Here is an 18,367-nt window from a genome sequence, read left to right as displayed (position 1 = left end):
AATCAGGGCGAAAAAGAGCCCGGAAAGGGAGTCAGGAGCGGGAGATGGGGTTTGACGGAGGTTACAGTATTGTCAAGGCGTATGTGAGCAGCCGGAAGATGGATTTGAATGAGAAAGCAACGGTGCGGTTTGAGACGATGCCCGGAAAGCAAGGGCAGATGGACTGGGGATTCTTCGAGGATCACCTGGTGTACGAGGACGGAAAGTGGAAGAAGCTGTACTGCTTTCTCATGATTCTGGGGTACTCAAGGATGCGGTACATCGAATTTGTCACAGATATGAGCACAAATACACTGATTCGGTGCCATCAGAACGCGTTTCGGTATTTCGGAGGCTACCCGGAGGAGATTCTGTATGACAATATGTCCCCGCAAGGGGGATGCGATGGCTCTAAGCGGCAAAGCCGCTAAGAGCCATCCAAAAGCAGGTAGTCATCAAGCGGCTTTTGAAGCAGGAGGACTCCACGCTAAACCGGCAGTTTGAGGACTTCGCGGGATTCTATGGGTTCAAGCCAATTCTGTGCCGGCCATATCGGGGTCAGACGAAGGGGAAAGTAGAGCGGACGGTGCAGTTTGTCAGAGATAATTTTATGGTGGGGATCCAGTACAACAGTCTGGCGGACTTGAACGGACAGGCCCTGGCCTGGTGCAACAAGGTGAACGGGAAAGTACACGCCACCACCAACGAGATTCCCTTTGAGCGGCTGAAAAAAGAGAGACTGAGCCCTCTTACCCGTGAGTACATCATCGACAAGATCAACCTTAGGCGGGTACAAAAAGACTGCCTCATTTCCTATGCCGGAAATCAGTACTCCGTGCCAGCGGAGTATGTCGGCAAAGATGTTGCAGTCGTGGCCCTCGACAGTATGCTGGCTGCGTATTACGAGGGGAAGCAGATCGCTCTGCACCGAATATCGTACCAAAGGAAGGACATGGTTGTCAATCCTCAGCATTATAGAAGGCTTACGCTGAAACAGACAATAGATGCGGAAAATGTTCTGCTGGAACAGGGCAAAGTGATAGATTTCCCCTTGAAGCCATCGGATTTGTCCAGATATGACGAGGTGCTGTATGAGTGAATTTACTATGGACAGGCTGAGGGAAAACCTGGAAGCCCTTAAAATGAAAAACACCCTGGAGATTCTGGACAACTACCTGGAACGGGCGGTGGCGGACAAGCTCAACATTGTGGAGGTTTTGGATCACATTTTCTCAGAAGAAGCCAAATCCAAGCGGAGACGGGCCTATGAGAAGCAGATCCACTGGATAGCTCTTAGCGGCTTTGCCGCTTAGAGCTATCGCGTCCCCCTTGCGGGGAGATGTCCGGCTTCCCCATTAAGAAGACCCTGGACGACTTCGATTTCTCTTTCCAGCCCTCCATCGATAAACGCCAAATCGATGAACTGGCCACCATGCGCTTCCTGGAAAACGGGGAGAATGTGGTCTTCCTTGGCCCGCCCGGCGTGGGCAAGACCCATCTGGCCTCCGCCCTGGGCCTTGTGGCGGCACAGCATCGCTTTTCCACCTACTACATCAACTGCCATCAGCTTATTGAGCAGCTCAAGAAGGCCCATTTTGAGAACCGTCTGCCGGACAAGTTCAAGGTTCTCGCCAAGTACAGGATGCTTATCATCGACGAGATCGGCTACCTCCCCATGGACATCCAGGGCGCAAACCTGTTCTTCCAGTTGATTGCCAGAAGGTATGAAAAAACGTCTACCGTCTTTACCTCCAACAAGACCTTCTCCCAGTGGAACGAGGTCTTTGCCGACGTCACCATCGCCTCCGCCATCCTGGACCGTGTCCTGCATCACTGCACCGTTATCAACATCAAGGGTGAGTCTTACCGCCTGAAGGAACGCAAGGAATTTATGCGCCAGAAACAGCAAATCGTGAACACTCTTTTTGAACAAGGAAACGCTTAGTTTTGTTACCCCCCCCCCTCCGCCGAAAAACTACAAAATTTCTTCGGCGTTTTCTTACAATTTCAAATCGGCGTTGACACCCGGAAATGGCGGAAGTGCTGAAAAGATACCCGCTTGTCAAAAATATGCTTGTGCCCGTGTCGAAGCTGGCGGAAGCGAAGCAGAAGATTGCGGCGGGCGGGAACGCCCTGCATAAGTTCTACGCGGACATTGCTTCCCTGGCGGCAACGGAAGGATTGGAGGGATAATAGATGGCGCTGACACACGGCGTAAACGCATCGAAGCTGAAAACAAGCGTTTCCACGCCTATTAAAGTGGCTTCCGGCGTGCATTTCGCGGTGGGCGCGGCCCCCGTGCATATGGTGGGCGGGAAGACCAACGAAGTCATTATGGCGAATGACTACGAAGAAGCCGTGCGTTTCCTGGGGTATTCTGACGATTGGGAGAAATACCCGCTGTGCATGGAGATTTACACGGCGTTCACGCTGTACAACGTGGCCCCGGTTATCATGGTGAACGTGCTTGACCCCGCAAAGCACAAAACGAAGGTTGCGGCGGACAGCATGGAGCCTGTGGAAAACCAGATCCTTTTGCCGCTGGAAGCCCTGGCGGACACGGTGGAAGTGGAAGGGATGGAGCGGGATGCCGATTATACCGTGTTTTACACGGATGATAATTGCGTGATCGAGTTCCTGACCGACACCACCACGGCCCAGCAGGTAAGCTATGACGCGGTTGATCCGTCTATGGTTACGAAAAGTGATATTATCGGCGGATACAGCGTAACAACGCACAAGACAACGGGCCTGGAACTGATCGACGATGTTTTTCCGAAGTACACGCTTGCGCCTGACATTATCGTGTGTCCGAATTGGTCACACGACAATGAGGTTGCGGCGGTCATGTCCGCAAAGGCGGAAAATATCAACGGCGTGTTTGAAGCGGAAGCGCTGATCGAACTGCCCAGCGACAGCGAAAAGGGCGCGACATGGTACACGGACGTTCCGGCGCTGAAAAAGCGTATGAACATTTTCAACGTGAACCAGCTGTGCTGCTGGCCGAAAGTGAAGCTGGGGGATCGCGTCTTTGACTATACCGTACAGCTGGCGGGCAGTATGTCCAAGACGGACAACAGCGGGGAGTTCGGGGACGGCACGCCTTGCGAAAGCGCGTCCAATAAGGTTTTGCGTGCTGACAGTATGGTGCTGGCAAACGGTGAGGAAGTCCGGCTGGACGTGCCGAAAGCAAACTATCTGAACGACAACGGTATTATTACCTGTGTCAACTTCTACAACGGCTTTGTGTCCTGGGGCAACTACACTTCCGCATTTCCGGCCAACACAGATCCGGTTGACTACTTCTACAGCATCAACCGGATGTTCAAGTACATTGCCAAAACGGTGATCCTGACTTCCTGGAACGATGTTGACCGCCGGATCACGCGCCGCCTGCTGGACGCGATCATGCAGGGCGTAAACTATTGGCTGAACAGCCTGACCGCCGAGGAAAAGATCCTGGGGGGCCGGGTGGAAATGCTGGAAAGCGAAAACGCCCTTACAAACCTGATGGCGGGCCGGGTGAAGTTCCATATTTACGTTACGCCCCCGTCCCCGTTGCAGCAGCTTGACTGGGTAATGGAATACGATCTTTCCTACCTGCAAGTGCTGCTGTCCCCGGCGGCGTAAGAAGGGAGGAATAGACAATGCCGAAAGTTGATCAGCTGGTAAACAACTTTGCCGTGTACGAAGACGCGGTGGACTATATCGGGATCGCGGAAGTGGAGTTCCCGGAACTGGCGTGGCTGGTGGAGGAAATCAAAGGCGCGGGATTGAGCGGAAACATTGAAGCCGTTGTGATCGGACACCTGGAAGCCATGACGGCAAAGTTCAGCTTCCGCACGGTTACGCCCGCCGCCGTGAAGATGAACGAGCCGCGTATTCATAACCTGGATTGCCGCGTATCCCAGCAGGGCTACAACAGCAACCAGGGGCAGCACAAGCAGGAATCGTTAAAGCACATTCTGCGGACGATGCCGAAAAAGCTGGCCGTGGGTAAAGCGGCGGTGGCTTCCCCGGCGGACGCAAGCGGCGAACACGCCGTATACTACTACGCCATTTACAGGGACGGGAAGAAGGAAACGGAGATTGACCCCGTGAACTTCATCTGCCTTATTAACGGCGTGGACTACCTGGCGGAAGTAAGAAAGGCACTGGGCAAGTAACAGGAACACAGAGCGGGCCAGCGGCGTTGTGCTGCTGGCCCGCCTAAATTTAATTTTATGGAGGAAACGACAATGGCAAGCAACGAGAATATGAATGCGGAAAAAGTGACCCAGGAAACAACGGAAGCGGCGGGTATGGATACCACTACGGCGGCGGAAGCGCCCCAGGACACGCACAGCATGAACTATACGCACACCTTCAACCCGCCCATTGAGATCACGGGGACGCAGTACAAAAGCCTGACCTTCTATTTCGACCGCCTGACCGGGGAAGACGTGGAAGCGGTGGAACTGGAATTGCAGCAGCGCAACATTATTGTGCTGGATGCTACAGTATCCAGCGCGTTCCAGTGCGGCATTGCGGCCCGTGCGTCCGGGATCGGCGCGGATGAAATCGCACGCCTGCCCTTGCGGCATTATCTCAAGATCAAGAACGCCGCACGGGATTTTTTAGTGGCTGTGGGATACTAAAAATTGCGTATCCCGGAAATTGGTTCCGCAAACAGTCGTACAGGCTGGCCCGGCTGACGTATGCCGATCCGTTTAAGTGGATGGCCTTGCCGCTCCACGAATTTTTCAACTGGATAGAAAGCATAAACGAAGTGGAAGAAGAAGACAAGGCCGCCCGGAAGGAAAAGCGAGGGGGCGGTAAGTAATTGGCAGGGGCGCAAAAAAACTTTGAACTTCTGTTCAAGCTGACTGCTTCCCTGGGCGGAAATTTCCATAGCACCTTCAACGCCGCTGTACAGGCGCAAAAGCGGCTGTCTGACAGCGTTAAAAACGTCAACGCCCTGCAATCGAAGATAGACGGCTACAACAAAGCAAACGCCGCTATCCAGCAAAACCAGCAGAAATTGCAGCGATTGACGGCGGAGCATGACCGCTTGCAATCCGAGCTGGCCCAGACGGCCCAAAAGAAGCGCGATCTTCAACGGGCCATGGAAACCGCAGAAGCAGAAGGGAACATAGAGGAATACAAGCGGCTACAGAAGGAACTTTCCGAAACCAGCAAGGAATACAGCAGGCTAAAAGAGAAGTACAAAGCGAATCAAAACCAGTTACAACAAGCTACTGCCAAAATCGAAGAACAGCAAAGATCCCTTGAAGAACTGGCCCAGGAGTTGCGGGAAGCCGGATTGAACACGGACGATCTGGAACGCGCAAACGAACGGCTGAAAAATTCCTATGAGCGCTTGCAAGCATCCCAGGAGCGCTTAAAAAACCTTAACCAGCAGCAGGAAAAGATCAAGCAAAATATTTCTGCGACCAAAACGCAAATACTGGGCACAGTTGGAGCCTATACCGCAGTTGCGGCGGCGATCTACGCCGGGCCAGTCCAGGCGGCCCAGAAATACGAAGCGGCGCTGGCGAAGGTGAACACTATAGCGGATACCACGCAGGTTCCGCTTGAAAAAATTTCGCAAGAGGTTATGGCCCTGTCCAATAAAACGGGCGTGGCAGCCAGCGCCCTTGCGGAAGACGTTTACAACGCCATTTCGGCGGGACAGCAAACCGGGGATGCCGTCAACTTTGTTTCCTACAGTACGAAGCTGGCGAAAGCGGGATTTGCGGAAACGTCACAAACGCTTGACGTATTAACCACCATTCTAAATGCCTACGGAATGAGCGCGGACAAGGTGGGGAACGTCAGCGATATGCTGATCCAGATCCAGAACAAGGGCAAAGTGAGCGTGGGGGAATTATCGTCCGTCATGGGCAAGATTATCCCCACGGCAAACGCCTATAATGTTTCGCTGGAACAGCTGGGCGCTACATACGCCATAATGACTTCCAAGGGTATTGCCGCAGCCGAAACAACCACCTATGCAAACTCCATGCTGAATGAGTTGGGCAAGAGTGGAAGCACGGCGGACAAGATTCTGCGGAAGGTTGCGGGCGGCGGTTTTTCCGATCTGATGGCGAACGGATCAAGCCTTGCGGAAGTGCTGGACGTTCTCCAAAAGGAAGCACAAAAGAGCGGGAAAACCATAGCTGATATGTTCGGCAGCGCGGAAGCCGGAAAAGCGGCTATGTCCATCCTGTCAAACGGGGTGGACGGCTTCAACGAAAGCGTTGAAGGTATGCTGAACAGCGTAGGCGCAACGGAAACCGCGTTCGGCATTATGGCGGACACCACGGAAAACAAAATGGCAAAGGCCAAAAACAGCATAAACAACCTGCAAATTGTGCTGGGCCAGAACCTTTTGCCGATCGTAGGCAACGTGGCGGACAAAGTGGCCGGGGTGGTCACGAAGGTATCAGAATTTGCCCAGGCAAACCCGCAGCTGGTGCAAACCGTCCTAAAGGTGGTTGGAGCGCTGGCCGCGCTGAAGCTGGGCGGGCTGGGCCTAAAACTGGGCTTCCAGGAAATGAGCCTGGGAGTAAATACAGCAAAGATTGTACTCGAAACACTACGAAGCAAGTTCCTGATCCTGCAAGCTGGGAGCATTGGACTGATTGGCAGATTAAAAAACCTGGGAAAATCACTTACAACGCTGGGCGGCATAAAAAACCTGCTGGGCGGAATGGGCGGAATAGCCGGGAAGATACTGCCTATAGTGGCCGTGGTTGCGGCGGTTATTACCGTTGTCCAGCTTCTGCGGAAGAACTTTGACAAGGTACGGGAAGCGGTAGGCCGGATTTTCGGGGACAAGGGCCTTGAAATCTTTGACAAGATCGTTGCGGCTGTAACGGCGGCTGGGGACGCGATCAAGAACGTATTTTCCGGCGGCAACATGGACGCGGCCCGCCAGAAGATAGAAAGCATTTTCGGTGCGAAGGGAACGGCGGTTTTTGACGGCTTCATAAGGGCCGCCCAGACCGTAGGAAGCGCGATCGGGAGCCTGGTGGGCTTCATCACGGAACACGTTGTGCCAGTGGCGGAACAAGTGCTGGGCGTAATCGTGTCCGATGTGATACCGGGAATTGTCGGCGGTATACAGCAGGCGGCCCCGGTTATCATGCAGATCGTGCAAGCCATAGCGAATTTTATAGCGGGAATTATTCCGGTTATCGGCGGATTCATTGCCGGGATCATGCCCGTTATCAGCGAGATCATAACGTTTGTGCAAACGAACGTTTTCCCGATTGTCCAGCAGATTTTCAGCTTTATTGTTTCAACCGTCCTTCCGGCAATCGTCAGCGGCGTTCAATTCCTGGCAGCTACTATTACGGCGGTGCTGTCCGCCGTGCTTCCCGTGGTGCAAACCGTATTTACAACCATCTGGAATATCATACAGCCGATCTTGCAGCAGATTTTCACAACGGTTCAAGCCGTGTTGCCGTCCGTGCTGGCGATCTTCCAGAACGTGTTCAACACCATAGGCGGCGTTGTGAACGGCCTTGCAACCGTCCTGTCCGGTCTGATCCAGTTTATCACGGGCGTTTTTTCCGGTAACTGGGGGCAAGCCTGGGAGGGGATAAAAAGCGTATTTTCCGGCGCGTGGGATGCCCTGACAAGCATTGTAAAGGGCGTTATCAACAACATAATCGGAATTATCAACGGCGCTATTGCGGGGCTTAACAGCATCAAGATCCCGGATTGGGTGCCAGTTGTCGGCGGCAAGGGCGTGAATATCCCGCAACTGCCCACGTTCGCACGGGGCACGGCCAGAACGCCCAGCACCTTTATAGCGGGCGAGAAGGGGCCGGAACTGATCACCAACGCGCCCGGCATGACCGTATACACGGCGGAGCGGACGCAAAAGATCCTGGAAACCAGCAACCGGGCCGCCGCAGCGGTAAAGGCCGCGCCAGCGGCGGTGCAGGTGGGCGGCTACGAGGGAAACCCCGTGGCAGAAGTGAAGACCGCGCCGGAAGTCACACGGAACCCCGGACGCGGCGGCGGTACACAAAACATAACTGTAAACAATTCCCCCACGATCGTTGTGAATGGGGACAAGCCGGACGATCTGGAACAGAAGCTGGAAGCAAACAACCAGAAACTGATCCGGGAAATCCGAGAAATGCAGCGGCAGGACGAGGAAGACGAAAGAAGGGCGGTTTATGAGTAAGACATACAGAACCATTCAAGGCGATATGTGGGACAAGATCGCCTATGAGCAAATGGGGAGCGTCTTATACACGGATCAGCTGATTAAGGCAAACGCCGATCATGCCGCTATTGTTATCTTCCCCGCCGGGGTGGTTCTGACCATCCCGGCGGCGGAAGATCCCGTAGATGTGCAGTTGCCGCCGTGGAAAAGGGGGATACTCGAATGAGCATTGCGCGGCGGGTTGAATTGCGCGTTGTGGCAATCGGCGGGGCGTTGCCGGAAGACCTGACAAACCGCCTTTTGTCCGCAACGTACACGGACAACGAAGAAGACGCGGCGGACGATTTTCAGCTATCCTACGACAACGCCGTAAACAGCGGGAACAGTCAATGGGTGGAGGTAAAAACCACGATTGCGCCGCCAGAAACGGGGAAGCTGGTACAGCGGGAAATAGCGCCAACAGAAACCATTGACTATATCGTGCAGCGCGGGGATACTCTTTCCGGCATAGCGGCAAAGTACCTGGGCAGCGCGTCAAAGTATACGCAGATCGTGCAGGAAAACGGGATCAAGAACCCGGATTTAATTTATCCTGGGCAAGTGTTCAAGATCACAACCGGGGGACAAGTCACAGCAACGCCTACAGAAGCCGTACAGGCCGTGCAGGCGGCGGGGGGTACAGATACCCAGGGTGGAGCCGGAAACGCAGACAGCGGCGGCGGAAACGGCGCAGGGAGCGGCCCGGCGGCCACGTCCGTTAAAATGGTGCAGGTACAGCTTGCACAACTGGACTGGAACGGCAGCGGGCGTTCCGGCGTGCTGAACTGCGGCACGTTTGAGATCGACAGCGCCAGCCTTGCGGGGCCGCCGATGAAAACCACATTAAGCGGAACTTCCATTCCGTATACGTCCACGTTGCGGATGCAGAAGAAGTGCCGCAACTGGGAGAATACAACCCTAAAGGCGATCGCCGGACAGATCGCCGGGGAAGCTGGCCTGTCCCTGCTGTATGAAAGCAAGGAAAATCCGCAGTACACAAAAAAAGAACAGGTGCAGCAATCGGACATACGGTTTTTACAGACGCTTTGCCACGCGGAAGGGAAAGCGTTGAAAATCACGGAATTAGCCGTGGTTATCTTTGACAAGCAGGACTATGACGGGAAACCGCCGATTAAAACCATTACTTATGGAAGCAGCGATATTCTTTCTTTCCGGCTGTCTACGAACATGAAGGATACAGCATACACCAGCTGTCATGTCAGCTATTCCGATTCCGAAAAGAAAGAAACGATAGAATACACGTTCACGCCGGACAGCAGCGCGGGAACGGGGCAAGTGCTGGAAATCAATGAAAAGGTTGCAGACACGGCGGAAGCCATGCGCATTGCAAAAAAGCGCTTGCGGGAAAAGAACGAAGGGGAAATAACGGCCAGCTTTTCTATGGTTGGGGACGTTCAGCTTGTGGCGGGCGTGGTGGTTCAACTGCGGGGCTTCCAGTCCTTTGACCGGAAATACCGCATCAAGAGCGCAAAACACAAGCTATTGGGCGGCTACACAACCGACATTGAATTAGTGCAGATATTGGAGGGGTATTGATGGCGGGACAAAACGGCGCTTCCCTGCAAATGGACAAAGATATACTGGACGCGCTGAAACGGATAATCAGGATCGGCGTGGTGCAGTCTTTTGACGCGGCAACGCGGAAGGGGCGCGTAAAGTTCGAGGACAAAAACGGGCTGAAAAGTTCGGAACTGAAATTTGTTGCCCGGCCCCGCCACATTGCGCCGAACAAGCAGCCGCCGGATCAGGAAGACGATCTGGTAAAAATAGCGTGTGACCATTGCCCACACCAGCATGAAGCCTATGTAATGGACTGGAACCCAAAACCGGGGGCGTGGGTGCTGTGCATCATGCGCCCGGACGGGAGCGGGGACGGGTACGTTGTAGGGGAGGTGTAAGCTGTGGGGAAGCTGGGCGGTTTTGGTTCGCTGTCCTTTGTCGTGTCCAGCAATACCATAAGGACGTTTGAAAAACTGCAATGGGACGTGGGCGCAAGCTACGCCACGCACGACCGGCATATGATGCCGGATCTTCTGGAATTTCTGGGGCCTGACCTGGAAACAATCAGCCTGCCCGTTAAGTTTTCTGTCTTCCTGGGCACGAACCCGATACAGGAAGTGGAGCGGTTGCGGGCTATGATCAGGAGCGGGACGGTAGAACGGCTGGTGCTGGGCGGCCACGTCTACGGTGATTATAAATGGGCTATTACCAAAATGTCCGCAGAATTGAAGACCTTTGACAACCGGGGGAACTGCTGGGCGGCGAATACCACGCTGTCACTGAAAGAATACGCCAGGAGGTAGAAGCCGTGTCGTGGATTTTGAAGAACAACGGGAAGATCCTGGAAGACATTTGCCTTGACCCGCAGACGGTGGAAGAAGAAGTGCTGATAAACGGCGCAATCATTCTGGACAGCTACTTAAAGTCTGTAACGCTGATCCGGGGGCTGGGCATGAATACAGACCGCTTACACCGCCCTGTAAACGTGGTGGCAAATGAGATTGTGGCAAACATTCACGATCAGTTTGAGCAGTACGAACCACGGGCGATCCTGGGGGAGATTACGGTTGACGCAAGCAACGTTCAAGGGATGATGGACATAACGGTGGAAATCGTGGGGGTGAAGAAGGGATGATCAGACGGGAATACCCGGACATTGAATTTGTGGAAACCGACACGGAAACCATAGAAAACAGCATGATCGCGCTGTTTGAATTGATGTACAAGGAAATGACCGGGAAAACGAAAAAGGTTTACCCGGCTTCCCCGGAACGGCTTTTCATTGCCTGGGCCGCCAGCATTGTTATTCAGCAGCGGATCATAATCAACGAAACCGCAAAAAAGAACGTGCCGCGCTATGCGAACGGGAAATACCTGGACAGCCTGGGGGAACTGTTCAAAGACACGTTCCGGTTGCCGGAAGCAAGGGCAACCGCCCTTTTCCGCTTCTACATTTCGGAGCCGCAGGAACAAAGCGTGATCGTGCCGCAGGGGACGCGGATCAACTTTGACGGGGAAATCGTCTTTTCCACAACGGAAGAATTGGAGATCCGCGCCGGGGATGCCTATGGGGACATTCTGGGTGAATGTCTTACGCCGGGCGTTGTGGGGAACAACATAGCCGCCGGGCAGATCAAAGAAATCATGGATACTTACGACTTCTTTTGGAAGGTGGAAAATATCACGCGGACGGCGGGCGGCGCGGACAAGGAAAGCGATCAAAGCTACTATGAGCGCTTGCGGGAAAGCATGGAAAGTTTCAGCACGGCGGGGCCGGAAGGGGGCTACAGTTACCACGTCAAGAGCGTTTCCACGGCCATTACGGACGTTTCGGCCACGACACCGGAACCGGGGGTGGTTGACATACGGGTGCTGATCAACGGCGGGGAAATGCCAACAGAAGCAACCATGCAGGAAATACAGGACGCTTTGAACACAAGCAAGGTTAGGCCGCTGACTGACAAAGTGATCGTGAAGAAGCCGGAGGAAGTCCCGTTCCACATTGACGTGACCGTATATCTTCCCAGCTACAGCCAAACCAGCAGCGCGATCATTGAGGAAGACGCAAGAAAGGCTGTGGCCGCGTATGTCAAGTGGCAGACCGGGAAAATGGGACGGGATATTAACCCGTCCTATTTACACCGCCTTTTGATGGACGCAGGGATCAAAAGGGTCGTGATCCGGCAGCCGGAATTTGCCGTTGTGCCCGGAACGTCCGTTGCGCGGCTGGAAGGGGCGGAAACGGTGCTGAACGGGGGCACGGAAGATGTGTCAGCGCCAATGATAAAATGAAAGAAAACGCCGAGGAAAAAATGTAGTTTTGTGGCGGAGGTGAAGGAAAAAAGATAGACTCCCAATCAGGGCGAAAAAGAGCCCGGAAAGGGAGTCAGGAAATGAAAGGAGTACAGTGGATGGATATCCGAAGCGACAGACAAAAAGGGCTGAGCTATGTGGAGCTGGGCCGGAAGTACCACATGGACCCACGAACAGCAAAGCGGTACGCGGAATCGCCGCAGAAGCCGGAGTACACATTGAGCGAACCCAAGCCAACAAAGATGGACCCGTACAAGCAGATCGTGGACGAGTGGCTGGAGGAGGCGCCGTATTCAGCGCTGCGGATCCTGGAGAAGCTGCGGGAGATGGGATTTGACGGGGGCTACAGCATCGTCAAGGCGTATGTGAGCAGCCGGAAGATGGACTTGAATGAGAAAGCAACAGTGCGGTTTGAGACGATGCCGGGGAAGCAGGGGCAGATGGACTGGGGATTCTTCGAGGATCACCTGGTGTACGAGGATGGAAAGTGGAAGAAACTGTACTGCTTTCTCATGATTCTAGGGTATTCGCGGATGCGGTACATCGAGTTTGTAACGGATATGAGCACAAACACACTGATACGGTGCCACCAGAACGCATTCCGGTACTTTGGAGGATACCCAGAGGAGATTCTATATGACAATATGAAGCAGGTAGTGATCAAACGGCTTTTGAAGCAGGAGGACTCCACACTGAACCGGCAGTTTGAGGATTTTGCGGGATTCTACGGATTCAAACCCATTCTGTGCCGGCCCTACCGTGGCCAGACGAAAGGAAAAGTGGAGCGGACGGTGCAGTTTGTGCGGGACAACTTCATGGTCGGAATCAAGTACAACAGCCTGGCAGACCTGAACGGACAGGCCCTGGCCTGGTGCAACAAGGTCAATGGCAAGGTTCACGCCACCACCAACGAGATTCCCTTTGAGCGGCTGAAAAAAGAGGGCCTGAGCCCTCTCTCCCGTGAGTACATCATCGACAAAATCAACCTGAGGCGGGTACAAAAAGACTGCCTCATCTCGTACGCCGGCAATCAGTACTCCGTGCCAGCGGAGTACATCGGCAAAGATGTGGCAGTCGTAGCCCTCGACAGTATGCTGGCAGCCTACTATGAAGGCAAGCAGATCGCTCTGCACCGAATATCGTATCAAAGGAAGGACATGGTTGTCAATCCTCAGCATTACCGAAGGCTTACGTTGAAGCAGACGATGGACGCAGAAAATGTTCTGCTGGAACAGGGCAAAGTGATAGATTTCCCCTTGAAGCCCTCCGATTTGTCCAGATATGACGAGGTGCTGTATGACTGAATTTACTATGGACAGGCTGAGGGAAAACCTGGAAGCCCTGAAAATGAAAAACACCCTGGAGATTCTGGATAACTACCTGGAACGGGCCGTGGCTGAAAACCTCAACATTGTGGAGGTTTTGGATCACATTTTTTCAGAAGAAGCCAAATCCAAACGGAGACGGGCCTATGAGAAGCAGATCCAGATGTCCGGCTTTCCCATCAAGAAGACCCTGGACGATTTCGATTTCTCCTTCCAGCCCTCCATCGACAAGCGCCAGATCGATGAGTTAGCTACCATGCGCTTCCTGGAAAACGGGGAGAATGTGGTCTTCCTTGGCCCGCCCGGCGTGGGCAAGACCCATCTGGCCTCCGCTCTGGGCCTTGTGGCGGCACAGCACCGCTTTTCCACCTACTACATCAACTGCCATCAGCTTATTGAGCAGCTCAAGAAGGCCCATTTTGAGAACCGTCTGCCAGACAAGCTCAAGGTTCTCGCCAAGTACAGGATGCTCATCATTGACGAGATCGGCTACCTCCCCATGGACATCCAGGGCGCAAACCTGTTCTTCCAGCTGATTGCCAGAAGGTATGAAAAAACGTCTACCGTCTTTACCTCCAACAAGACCTTCTCCCAGTGGAACGAGGTCTTTGCCGACGTCACCATCGCCTCCGCCATCCTGGACCGCGTCCTGCATCACTGCACTGTCATTAACATCAAGGGCGAGTCTTACCGCCTGAAAGAACGCAAGGAATTTATGCGCCAGAAGCAGCAAATCGTGAACACTCTTTTTGAGCAAGGAAACGCTTGATTTTGTCCCCCCTTACCGCCGAAAAACTACAAAATTTCTTCGGCGTTTTCTTACAATTTCAAATTGGCGTTGACAAGATGAATAACGACATTTACCAGATCGACTTCACGCAAATATTTCCCACGGCCCTACAGCATGACCCGAAAATGATCGCGCTGGCAAAAAGCCTGACGGCGGAACTGCTGACCGTCAGCGGACACATGGAAGACGTGCTGATCTATTCCAGGATCGACCAACTACCGGAAGAGCTGGTGGACATACTGGCCTATGATATGCACGTTGACTGGTACAGCTACGAAGACCCGCTGGCGGTGAAGCGCCAGACGCTGAGAGACAGCGTGAAAGTACATAAGCACATGGGGACAAAATACGCCGTGGAAACGGCGATTCAGGCGTTCTTTCCGGGGGGAACGGTTCAAGAGTGGTTCGACTATGAGGGGGAACCGCATCACTTCCGCATTACGATCCCACTCCCGGGAGGGATAACGCCGGAAGTGCTGGACGATTTGAAGCGGCGGATCTGGCACGTCAAGCGCCTGTCAAGCTGGCTGGACACGATCATAACGGAAACGCAAATGGAAAAAACCATATACGTTACGCCGATCGTGGGCCGGGGGCTTGCCATTACGAAACTGCCAGAACTGGAACCCGCTATGGAGCCGATGCAGCTATACATTACGCCTGTGCTGGGGGACGGTATGGCGGTTACGCGGCTTCCGCCGCTGGAACCGGACTTCCCGGCGGCGGCGGTTCTGGCCCGCGTTTCGGCGGCCATGCACAATATCATGGAAACGGCCCTGCCAACGCTGGCGGAACCCGAATTAACGCCGTTTCCGCCGATTCTGGGCCGTGTTTCGGCGGGGGTACATTCTATATCGGAAACGGCATTGCCGCCGCTGTATGACCCGCTACAGCCCGAATTAAGGGTATATCAGCCGATTGCCGCAAAACAGGGCGCGGCTATCATGGAAACCAGACTGCCAGCGCTGGAAGACTTCCTGACCACCATTCCGGCGGTATGCCGGGCGCGGGCTTTTGGAGCGTTCACCACGGTAACAGAAACTAAACTGCCAGAACTAAAGGAGGAAAATAAACTATGAGCCAGTACGGTTGCACTATCCCCAGGCGGGGCCGGGCGCTGATCGCAAAAATCCTTGCGGAAAAGATGCCGCTGAAAATTTCCCGGATCATGATGGGCCAGGGCGTTTGCCCGGAAGACGTGTTCCCCGGCGATCTGGAAGACCTTGTGGAGCCTGTGGCGGCGGGCACGTCTACAGAACCGACCTATGACGGGGACACGGTTCACATGATGGTGGAATACCGCAGCGACTTAAACGGCGGCCTGGATCGGGGCTTCTGGATCAGGGAGTTCGGCGTATTCGCAAAAGACCTGGACGGCACGGAAGTAATGCTGTATTACGGCACGCTGGGCGATTATCCCCAGTGGGTAAGCGCCTATTCGCAGCAGGGGCTTGACACGCGGCGGTATCCCGTGGATATTACGATTGGTGAGGGGGCCACGGTCATTATTGACTATTCCCCAGAAGCCTTTATGACCAGCGAGGACGTGAAGGGCCTTTGCACCACCACCATTCTTCCCATGTTCCTGACGGAAGCGCAAGGGCTGATTGACGCACACAACGCGGACGAAAACGCACACCAGGCGATCCAGAACGCCGCCGCAGATATTAACAGGCGGCTTGCCCTGATCGAACTGATGTATAACACGGAAGTAAAGGGCAACCCGTTTGTAATCAGCTTTGACGATCTCTCGAAGCTGGTTGTAACGGGCGTGTGGAACAAGGAACAAAGGCGGCTGGAATTTTAATGGACACGATCCGCTTTTATCTTACGCCGCCGCAGCTGTCTTGCCTGATCGGAAATCTATTCCGGCATTTAGACGCGCCGTGTGGAGCGGGACAGCTTGAAGCGGACGGGATCACGCTGTACGGCTGGACGATAAGCGGGGAACGCGGGGAACTGCATATTTTCCCGGATCACTGTACATTCACGGGCCGCCTGGAAGACTACCAGACGGCCCGTTTCGGAGCCTGCCCGGAAAGGGGTTGCAATGGCAGAATTTAAGCTGGGCAATAAGGCCGTTGAACTATACCGCTACACGCTACAGGTAACGCGGCCCGTGGCGGACGATAAGGTAGACGCGAAGGACGCGGCAAAGGTCATGAAGACCATTGCACGGGCGGATACCATAGAGGAAATGCGGGAACTTCTGCTGAAAACGGCGGATCGCCTGGATAAGAAGCCGGGCCGCCCGCGCTTCCCCAAAAGTGAAAGTTTCGGCATGATCGCCGATCTGCGGGGCGCGGCGCGGAATATCGTGCGCGGGGTACACGCCGCAAATGAAACAATCTTCACGGAACGCCCGGAAGAACGGCTGAAAGAAATTAAAGCCGTGATAGATGAATGTAACCTGATGTTGCAGCTTGTGGCATTGAGCGAAGAACTAAAGTACGCAGACATAAAGAGGGTTGAAACCTGGACAAACAAGATCCTTGACGTGAAGCGTATGTGTCTGGCCTGGATGAAGAAGGACGGCGAACGGGCAAAGAAGATCCTTGCCGAAAAAGACCGCGAGAAAATGACCGTCATAATTGCCCTTGTGCGGGACATTATGGCGGCGGAAGCAGCCGGAAAAACAAAAATGGATACAGCACGGCGGCAGCCGTGAAGTATTGGGGTACAGCCCGGAAACGCCGTGAATTGGTGGTTGCGCTCTCCGAACCTGAACAACTCTACCAACGCCTGGAACGTCAATTCCAATGGCAATGCCAACAACAACAACTGTTCCTATACCGGGTATTATCTGCGGCCCGCTTTGATGGATACGCCAGACCAAGTAGGCATAAGCCGAACGCCGCGCCCCATCTTCAAAGGGGACTGTATCCCGTCCAACTTCTGCGCGTGGAAGACGGATAAACACAAGGCGTTGACGCTGGCCGCCGTTGGAGCCGTCAGCTATCAGCAGCGCCGGAAGGAATGAGGGGAAGCCCGGCGCGGGCAAAGCGCCGGGCTTCCGAATTACCAGGGGTAACGAATGAACTATGAACAGCTTTGCTCATTTGAGGTGCTATATGCAGCCTATAAGACCGCCCGGCAGGGCAAACGCGAAAAACAAGGGGCCGCCCAGTATGAAGCAAACGCGCTGGCCTGTACCGCCAGGCTGTCCCGTCTGCTGTTAAGCGGGGCCTATAAGCCGGGGAAATTTGAGGTATTCACGGTATACGAACCAAAGAAAAGGCTTGTACAAGCGCCCGCGTTCGTTGACAAAGTGGTACAGCACGCCATAGTTGATAACATTCTGTACGAAGCCATAACCAGCAGCTTCATACAGGACAGCTACGCTTCCCAGGTATGGAAGGGTATGCACGTAGGCTTGAACCGCTTAAAAGAACAAATGCAGGACTACTTCCAAAAGCGGAAGGGGCATGACGAAGCCGCACGCAGGGCCGCAGGCTTGCCGCCGCGCCCGCCGGAACAGTGGGACTACGCGGACGGCTGGATCTTGAAAGCGGACGTGAATCACTTCTTTGCCAGCATAGACCACAACATTTTGAAAGAAAAGTTGCGGCGGAAAGTGGCGGACGATCGGGTATTTGCCCTTATGTGTACCTACATTGACAGCACGGACGGGTTGCCGCTGGGGTATCAGACTTCACAACTGCTGGCGCTTATGTACCTTGATGAATTTGATCATTGGGTGAAAGAAACACTACACGCCCGCTATTACGGGCGCTATATGGATGATTTTTATATTATCCATGAAGACAAGGCATATCTGAAAAAATGCCTTGTGGAGATCCGGGAAAAGATGGACGAATTGAAGCTGGAACTAAACGGAAAAACGGCCATTTTCCCATTGAAGAACGGGATCAACTTCCTGGGCTTCCACACATATTTGGACAGCGGCGGCGCGGTGGTCATGAAGCTACGCCGGGACAGCATACGGCGGATGAAAGACCGGATCAAGGGCTGGAAAGAAGACTTTCCGGCGGGGAAAATCAGCCGGGAAAAGATCGTGGTATGCTGGAAAGCGTGGGACGCACACGCGGCCCACGGGGACACCTACGCATTGCGGCAGAAGATGGCGGCGGAAGTATCCGCCATAATCGGCGTGCGGCTGACCGCCCGCAGGAAGATCCGCAAGTCAAAATATGACGATGCCCGGAAGATGGTTAAAAAACTGCGGCGGCAGGGCCGGAAGAAGCCCGGCCAAAGGAGCAAAAAGGAGGAATAAACCCT

General features: G+C 54.1%; 20 protein-coding genes and 1 pseudogene. All 21 read left to right on the top strand.

The window, feature by feature from the left end:
* Positions 1-44 precede the first annotated feature (44 nt).
* The 21 genes and pseudogenes from VV088_RS19120 to VV088_RS19020 all read left to right on the top strand — a co-directional run bounded on the left by VV088_RS19120 (position 45) and on the right by VV088_RS19020 (position 18,362).
* Positions 45-410, top strand: coding sequence for a DDE-type integrase/transposase/recombinase (locus tag VV088_RS19120; RefSeq protein WP_334599652.1), 366 nt, complete (start codon positions 45-47; stop codon positions 408-410).
* A 35-nt stretch (positions 411-445) separates the two neighbouring features.
* Positions 446-1,078, top strand: a complete 633-nt coding sequence (locus VV088_RS22895; RefSeq protein ID WP_442913114.1) for a Mu transposase domain-containing protein — start codon at positions 446-448, stop codon at positions 1,076-1,078.
* Positions 1,071-1,924: pseudogene (istB, locus tag VV088_RS19110) on the top strand (IS21-like element helper ATPase IstB). The gene VV088_RS22895 and the pseudogene istB (VV088_RS19110) overlap by 8 nt, the downstream one beginning before the upstream one ends.
* A 95-nt stretch (positions 1,925-2,019) precedes the next feature.
* Positions 2,020-2,172: a hypothetical protein gene (locus VV088_RS19105; RefSeq protein WP_334602251.1), complete on the top strand. Its 153-nt coding sequence runs from the start codon at positions 2,020-2,022 to the stop codon at positions 2,170-2,172.
* A gap of 3 nt (positions 2,173-2,175) precedes the next feature.
* Complete coding sequence (locus VV088_RS19100) at positions 2,176-3,609, top strand: phage tail sheath family protein (protein ID WP_334602250.1); 1,434 nt, start codon at positions 2,176-2,178, stop codon at positions 3,607-3,609.
* A gap of 17 nt (positions 3,610-3,626) precedes the next feature.
* The gene (locus VV088_RS19095) at positions 3,627-4,145 is read left to right on the top strand and encodes a phage major tail tube protein (protein WP_334602249.1); all 519 of its coding nucleotides are present in this window, start codon (positions 3,627-3,629) and stop codon (positions 4,143-4,145) included.
* 72 nt (positions 4,146-4,217) lie between these two features.
* A complete protein-coding gene (locus VV088_RS19090; protein WP_334602248.1) occupies positions 4,218-4,616 on the top strand; it encodes a phage tail assembly protein in 399 nt (132 codons plus the stop codon).
* Positions 4,617-4,801: 185 nt separating this feature from the next.
* Positions 4,802-8,158: a phage tail tape measure protein gene (locus VV088_RS19085; protein WP_334602246.1), complete on the top strand. Its 3,357-nt coding sequence runs from the start codon at positions 4,802-4,804 to the stop codon at positions 8,156-8,158.
* Positions 8,151-8,366 carry a tail protein X gene (locus VV088_RS19080; RefSeq protein ID WP_204789235.1) on the top strand — a complete coding sequence of 72 codons (216 nt, stop codon included), beginning with the start codon at positions 8,151-8,153 and terminating at the stop codon, positions 8,364-8,366. The genes VV088_RS19085 and VV088_RS19080 overlap by 8 nt, the downstream gene beginning before the upstream one ends.
* On the top strand, positions 8,363-9,736 hold the full coding sequence (locus VV088_RS19075) for a LysM peptidoglycan-binding domain-containing protein (RefSeq protein ID WP_334602245.1): 1,374 nt from the start codon (positions 8,363-8,365) through the stop codon (positions 9,734-9,736). The genes VV088_RS19080 and VV088_RS19075 overlap by 4 nt, the downstream gene beginning before the upstream one ends.
* The gene (locus tag VV088_RS19070; RefSeq protein WP_334602244.1) at positions 9,736-10,098 is read left to right on the top strand and encodes a hypothetical protein; all 363 of its coding nucleotides are present in this window, start codon (positions 9,736-9,738) and stop codon (positions 10,096-10,098) included. Before VV088_RS19075 ends, VV088_RS19070 begins: the two co-directional genes overlap by 1 nt.
* A gap of 3 nt (positions 10,099-10,101) precedes the next feature.
* Complete coding sequence (locus tag VV088_RS19065) at positions 10,102-10,503, top strand: phage tail protein (RefSeq protein ID WP_334602243.1); 402 nt, start codon at positions 10,102-10,104, stop codon at positions 10,501-10,503.
* Between the two features lie 5 nt (positions 10,504-10,508).
* Complete coding sequence (locus tag VV088_RS19060; protein ID WP_334602242.1) at positions 10,509-10,835, top strand: hypothetical protein; 327 nt, start codon at positions 10,509-10,511, stop codon at positions 10,833-10,835.
* Positions 10,832-11,992, top strand: coding sequence for a baseplate assembly protein (locus VV088_RS19055; RefSeq protein ID WP_334602240.1), 1,161 nt, complete (start codon positions 10,832-10,834; stop codon positions 11,990-11,992). The genes VV088_RS19060 and VV088_RS19055 overlap by 4 nt, the downstream gene beginning before the upstream one ends.
* Positions 11,993-12,093: 101 nt before the next feature.
* Positions 12,094-13,317 (top strand): IS21 family transposase, encoded by a 1,224-nt coding sequence (gene istA / locus VV088_RS19050; protein ID WP_334599537.1) that lies wholly within the window; start codon positions 12,094-12,096, stop codon positions 13,315-13,317.
* On the top strand, positions 13,310-14,107 hold the full coding sequence (gene istB, locus VV088_RS19045; RefSeq protein ID WP_334599536.1) for an IS21-like element helper ATPase IstB: 798 nt from the start codon (positions 13,310-13,312) through the stop codon (positions 14,105-14,107). The genes istA and istB (VV088_RS19045) overlap by 8 nt, the downstream gene beginning before the upstream one ends.
* A gap of 2 nt (positions 14,108-14,109) precedes the next feature.
* Positions 14,110-15,207, top strand: coding sequence for a phage tail protein I (locus VV088_RS19040; protein WP_334602239.1), 1,098 nt, complete (start codon positions 14,110-14,112; stop codon positions 15,205-15,207).
* Positions 15,204-15,935 (top strand): hypothetical protein, encoded by a 732-nt coding sequence (locus tag VV088_RS19035; RefSeq protein WP_334602238.1) that lies wholly within the window; start codon positions 15,204-15,206, stop codon positions 15,933-15,935. Before VV088_RS19040 ends, VV088_RS19035 begins: the two co-directional genes overlap by 4 nt.
* A gap of 243 nt (positions 15,936-16,178) precedes the next feature.
* Positions 16,179-16,796 carry a four helix bundle protein gene (locus VV088_RS19030; RefSeq protein WP_334602237.1) on the top strand — a complete coding sequence of 206 codons (618 nt, stop codon included), beginning with the start codon at positions 16,179-16,181 and terminating at the stop codon, positions 16,794-16,796.
* Between the two features lie 27 nt (positions 16,797-16,823).
* On the top strand, positions 16,824-17,108 hold the full coding sequence (locus tag VV088_RS19025) for a DUF6273 domain-containing protein (RefSeq protein WP_160573251.1): 285 nt from the start codon (positions 16,824-16,826) through the stop codon (positions 17,106-17,108).
* A gap of 54 nt (positions 17,109-17,162) precedes the next feature.
* Positions 17,163-18,362, top strand: a complete 1,200-nt coding sequence (locus VV088_RS19020) for a reverse transcriptase/maturase family protein (protein ID WP_334602236.1) — start codon at positions 17,163-17,165, stop codon at positions 18,360-18,362.
* Positions 18,363-18,367 lie beyond the last annotated feature (5 nt).

Origin of the sequence: Lawsonibacter sp. JLR.KK007 (assembly GCF_036941135.1) — a bacterium.
Lineage (GTDB): Bacteria > Bacillota > Clostridia > Oscillospirales > Oscillospiraceae > Lawsonibacter.
Note: the sequence above shows the minus strand (reverse complement) of the source record. Positions and strands in the feature narration are given on the sequence as shown.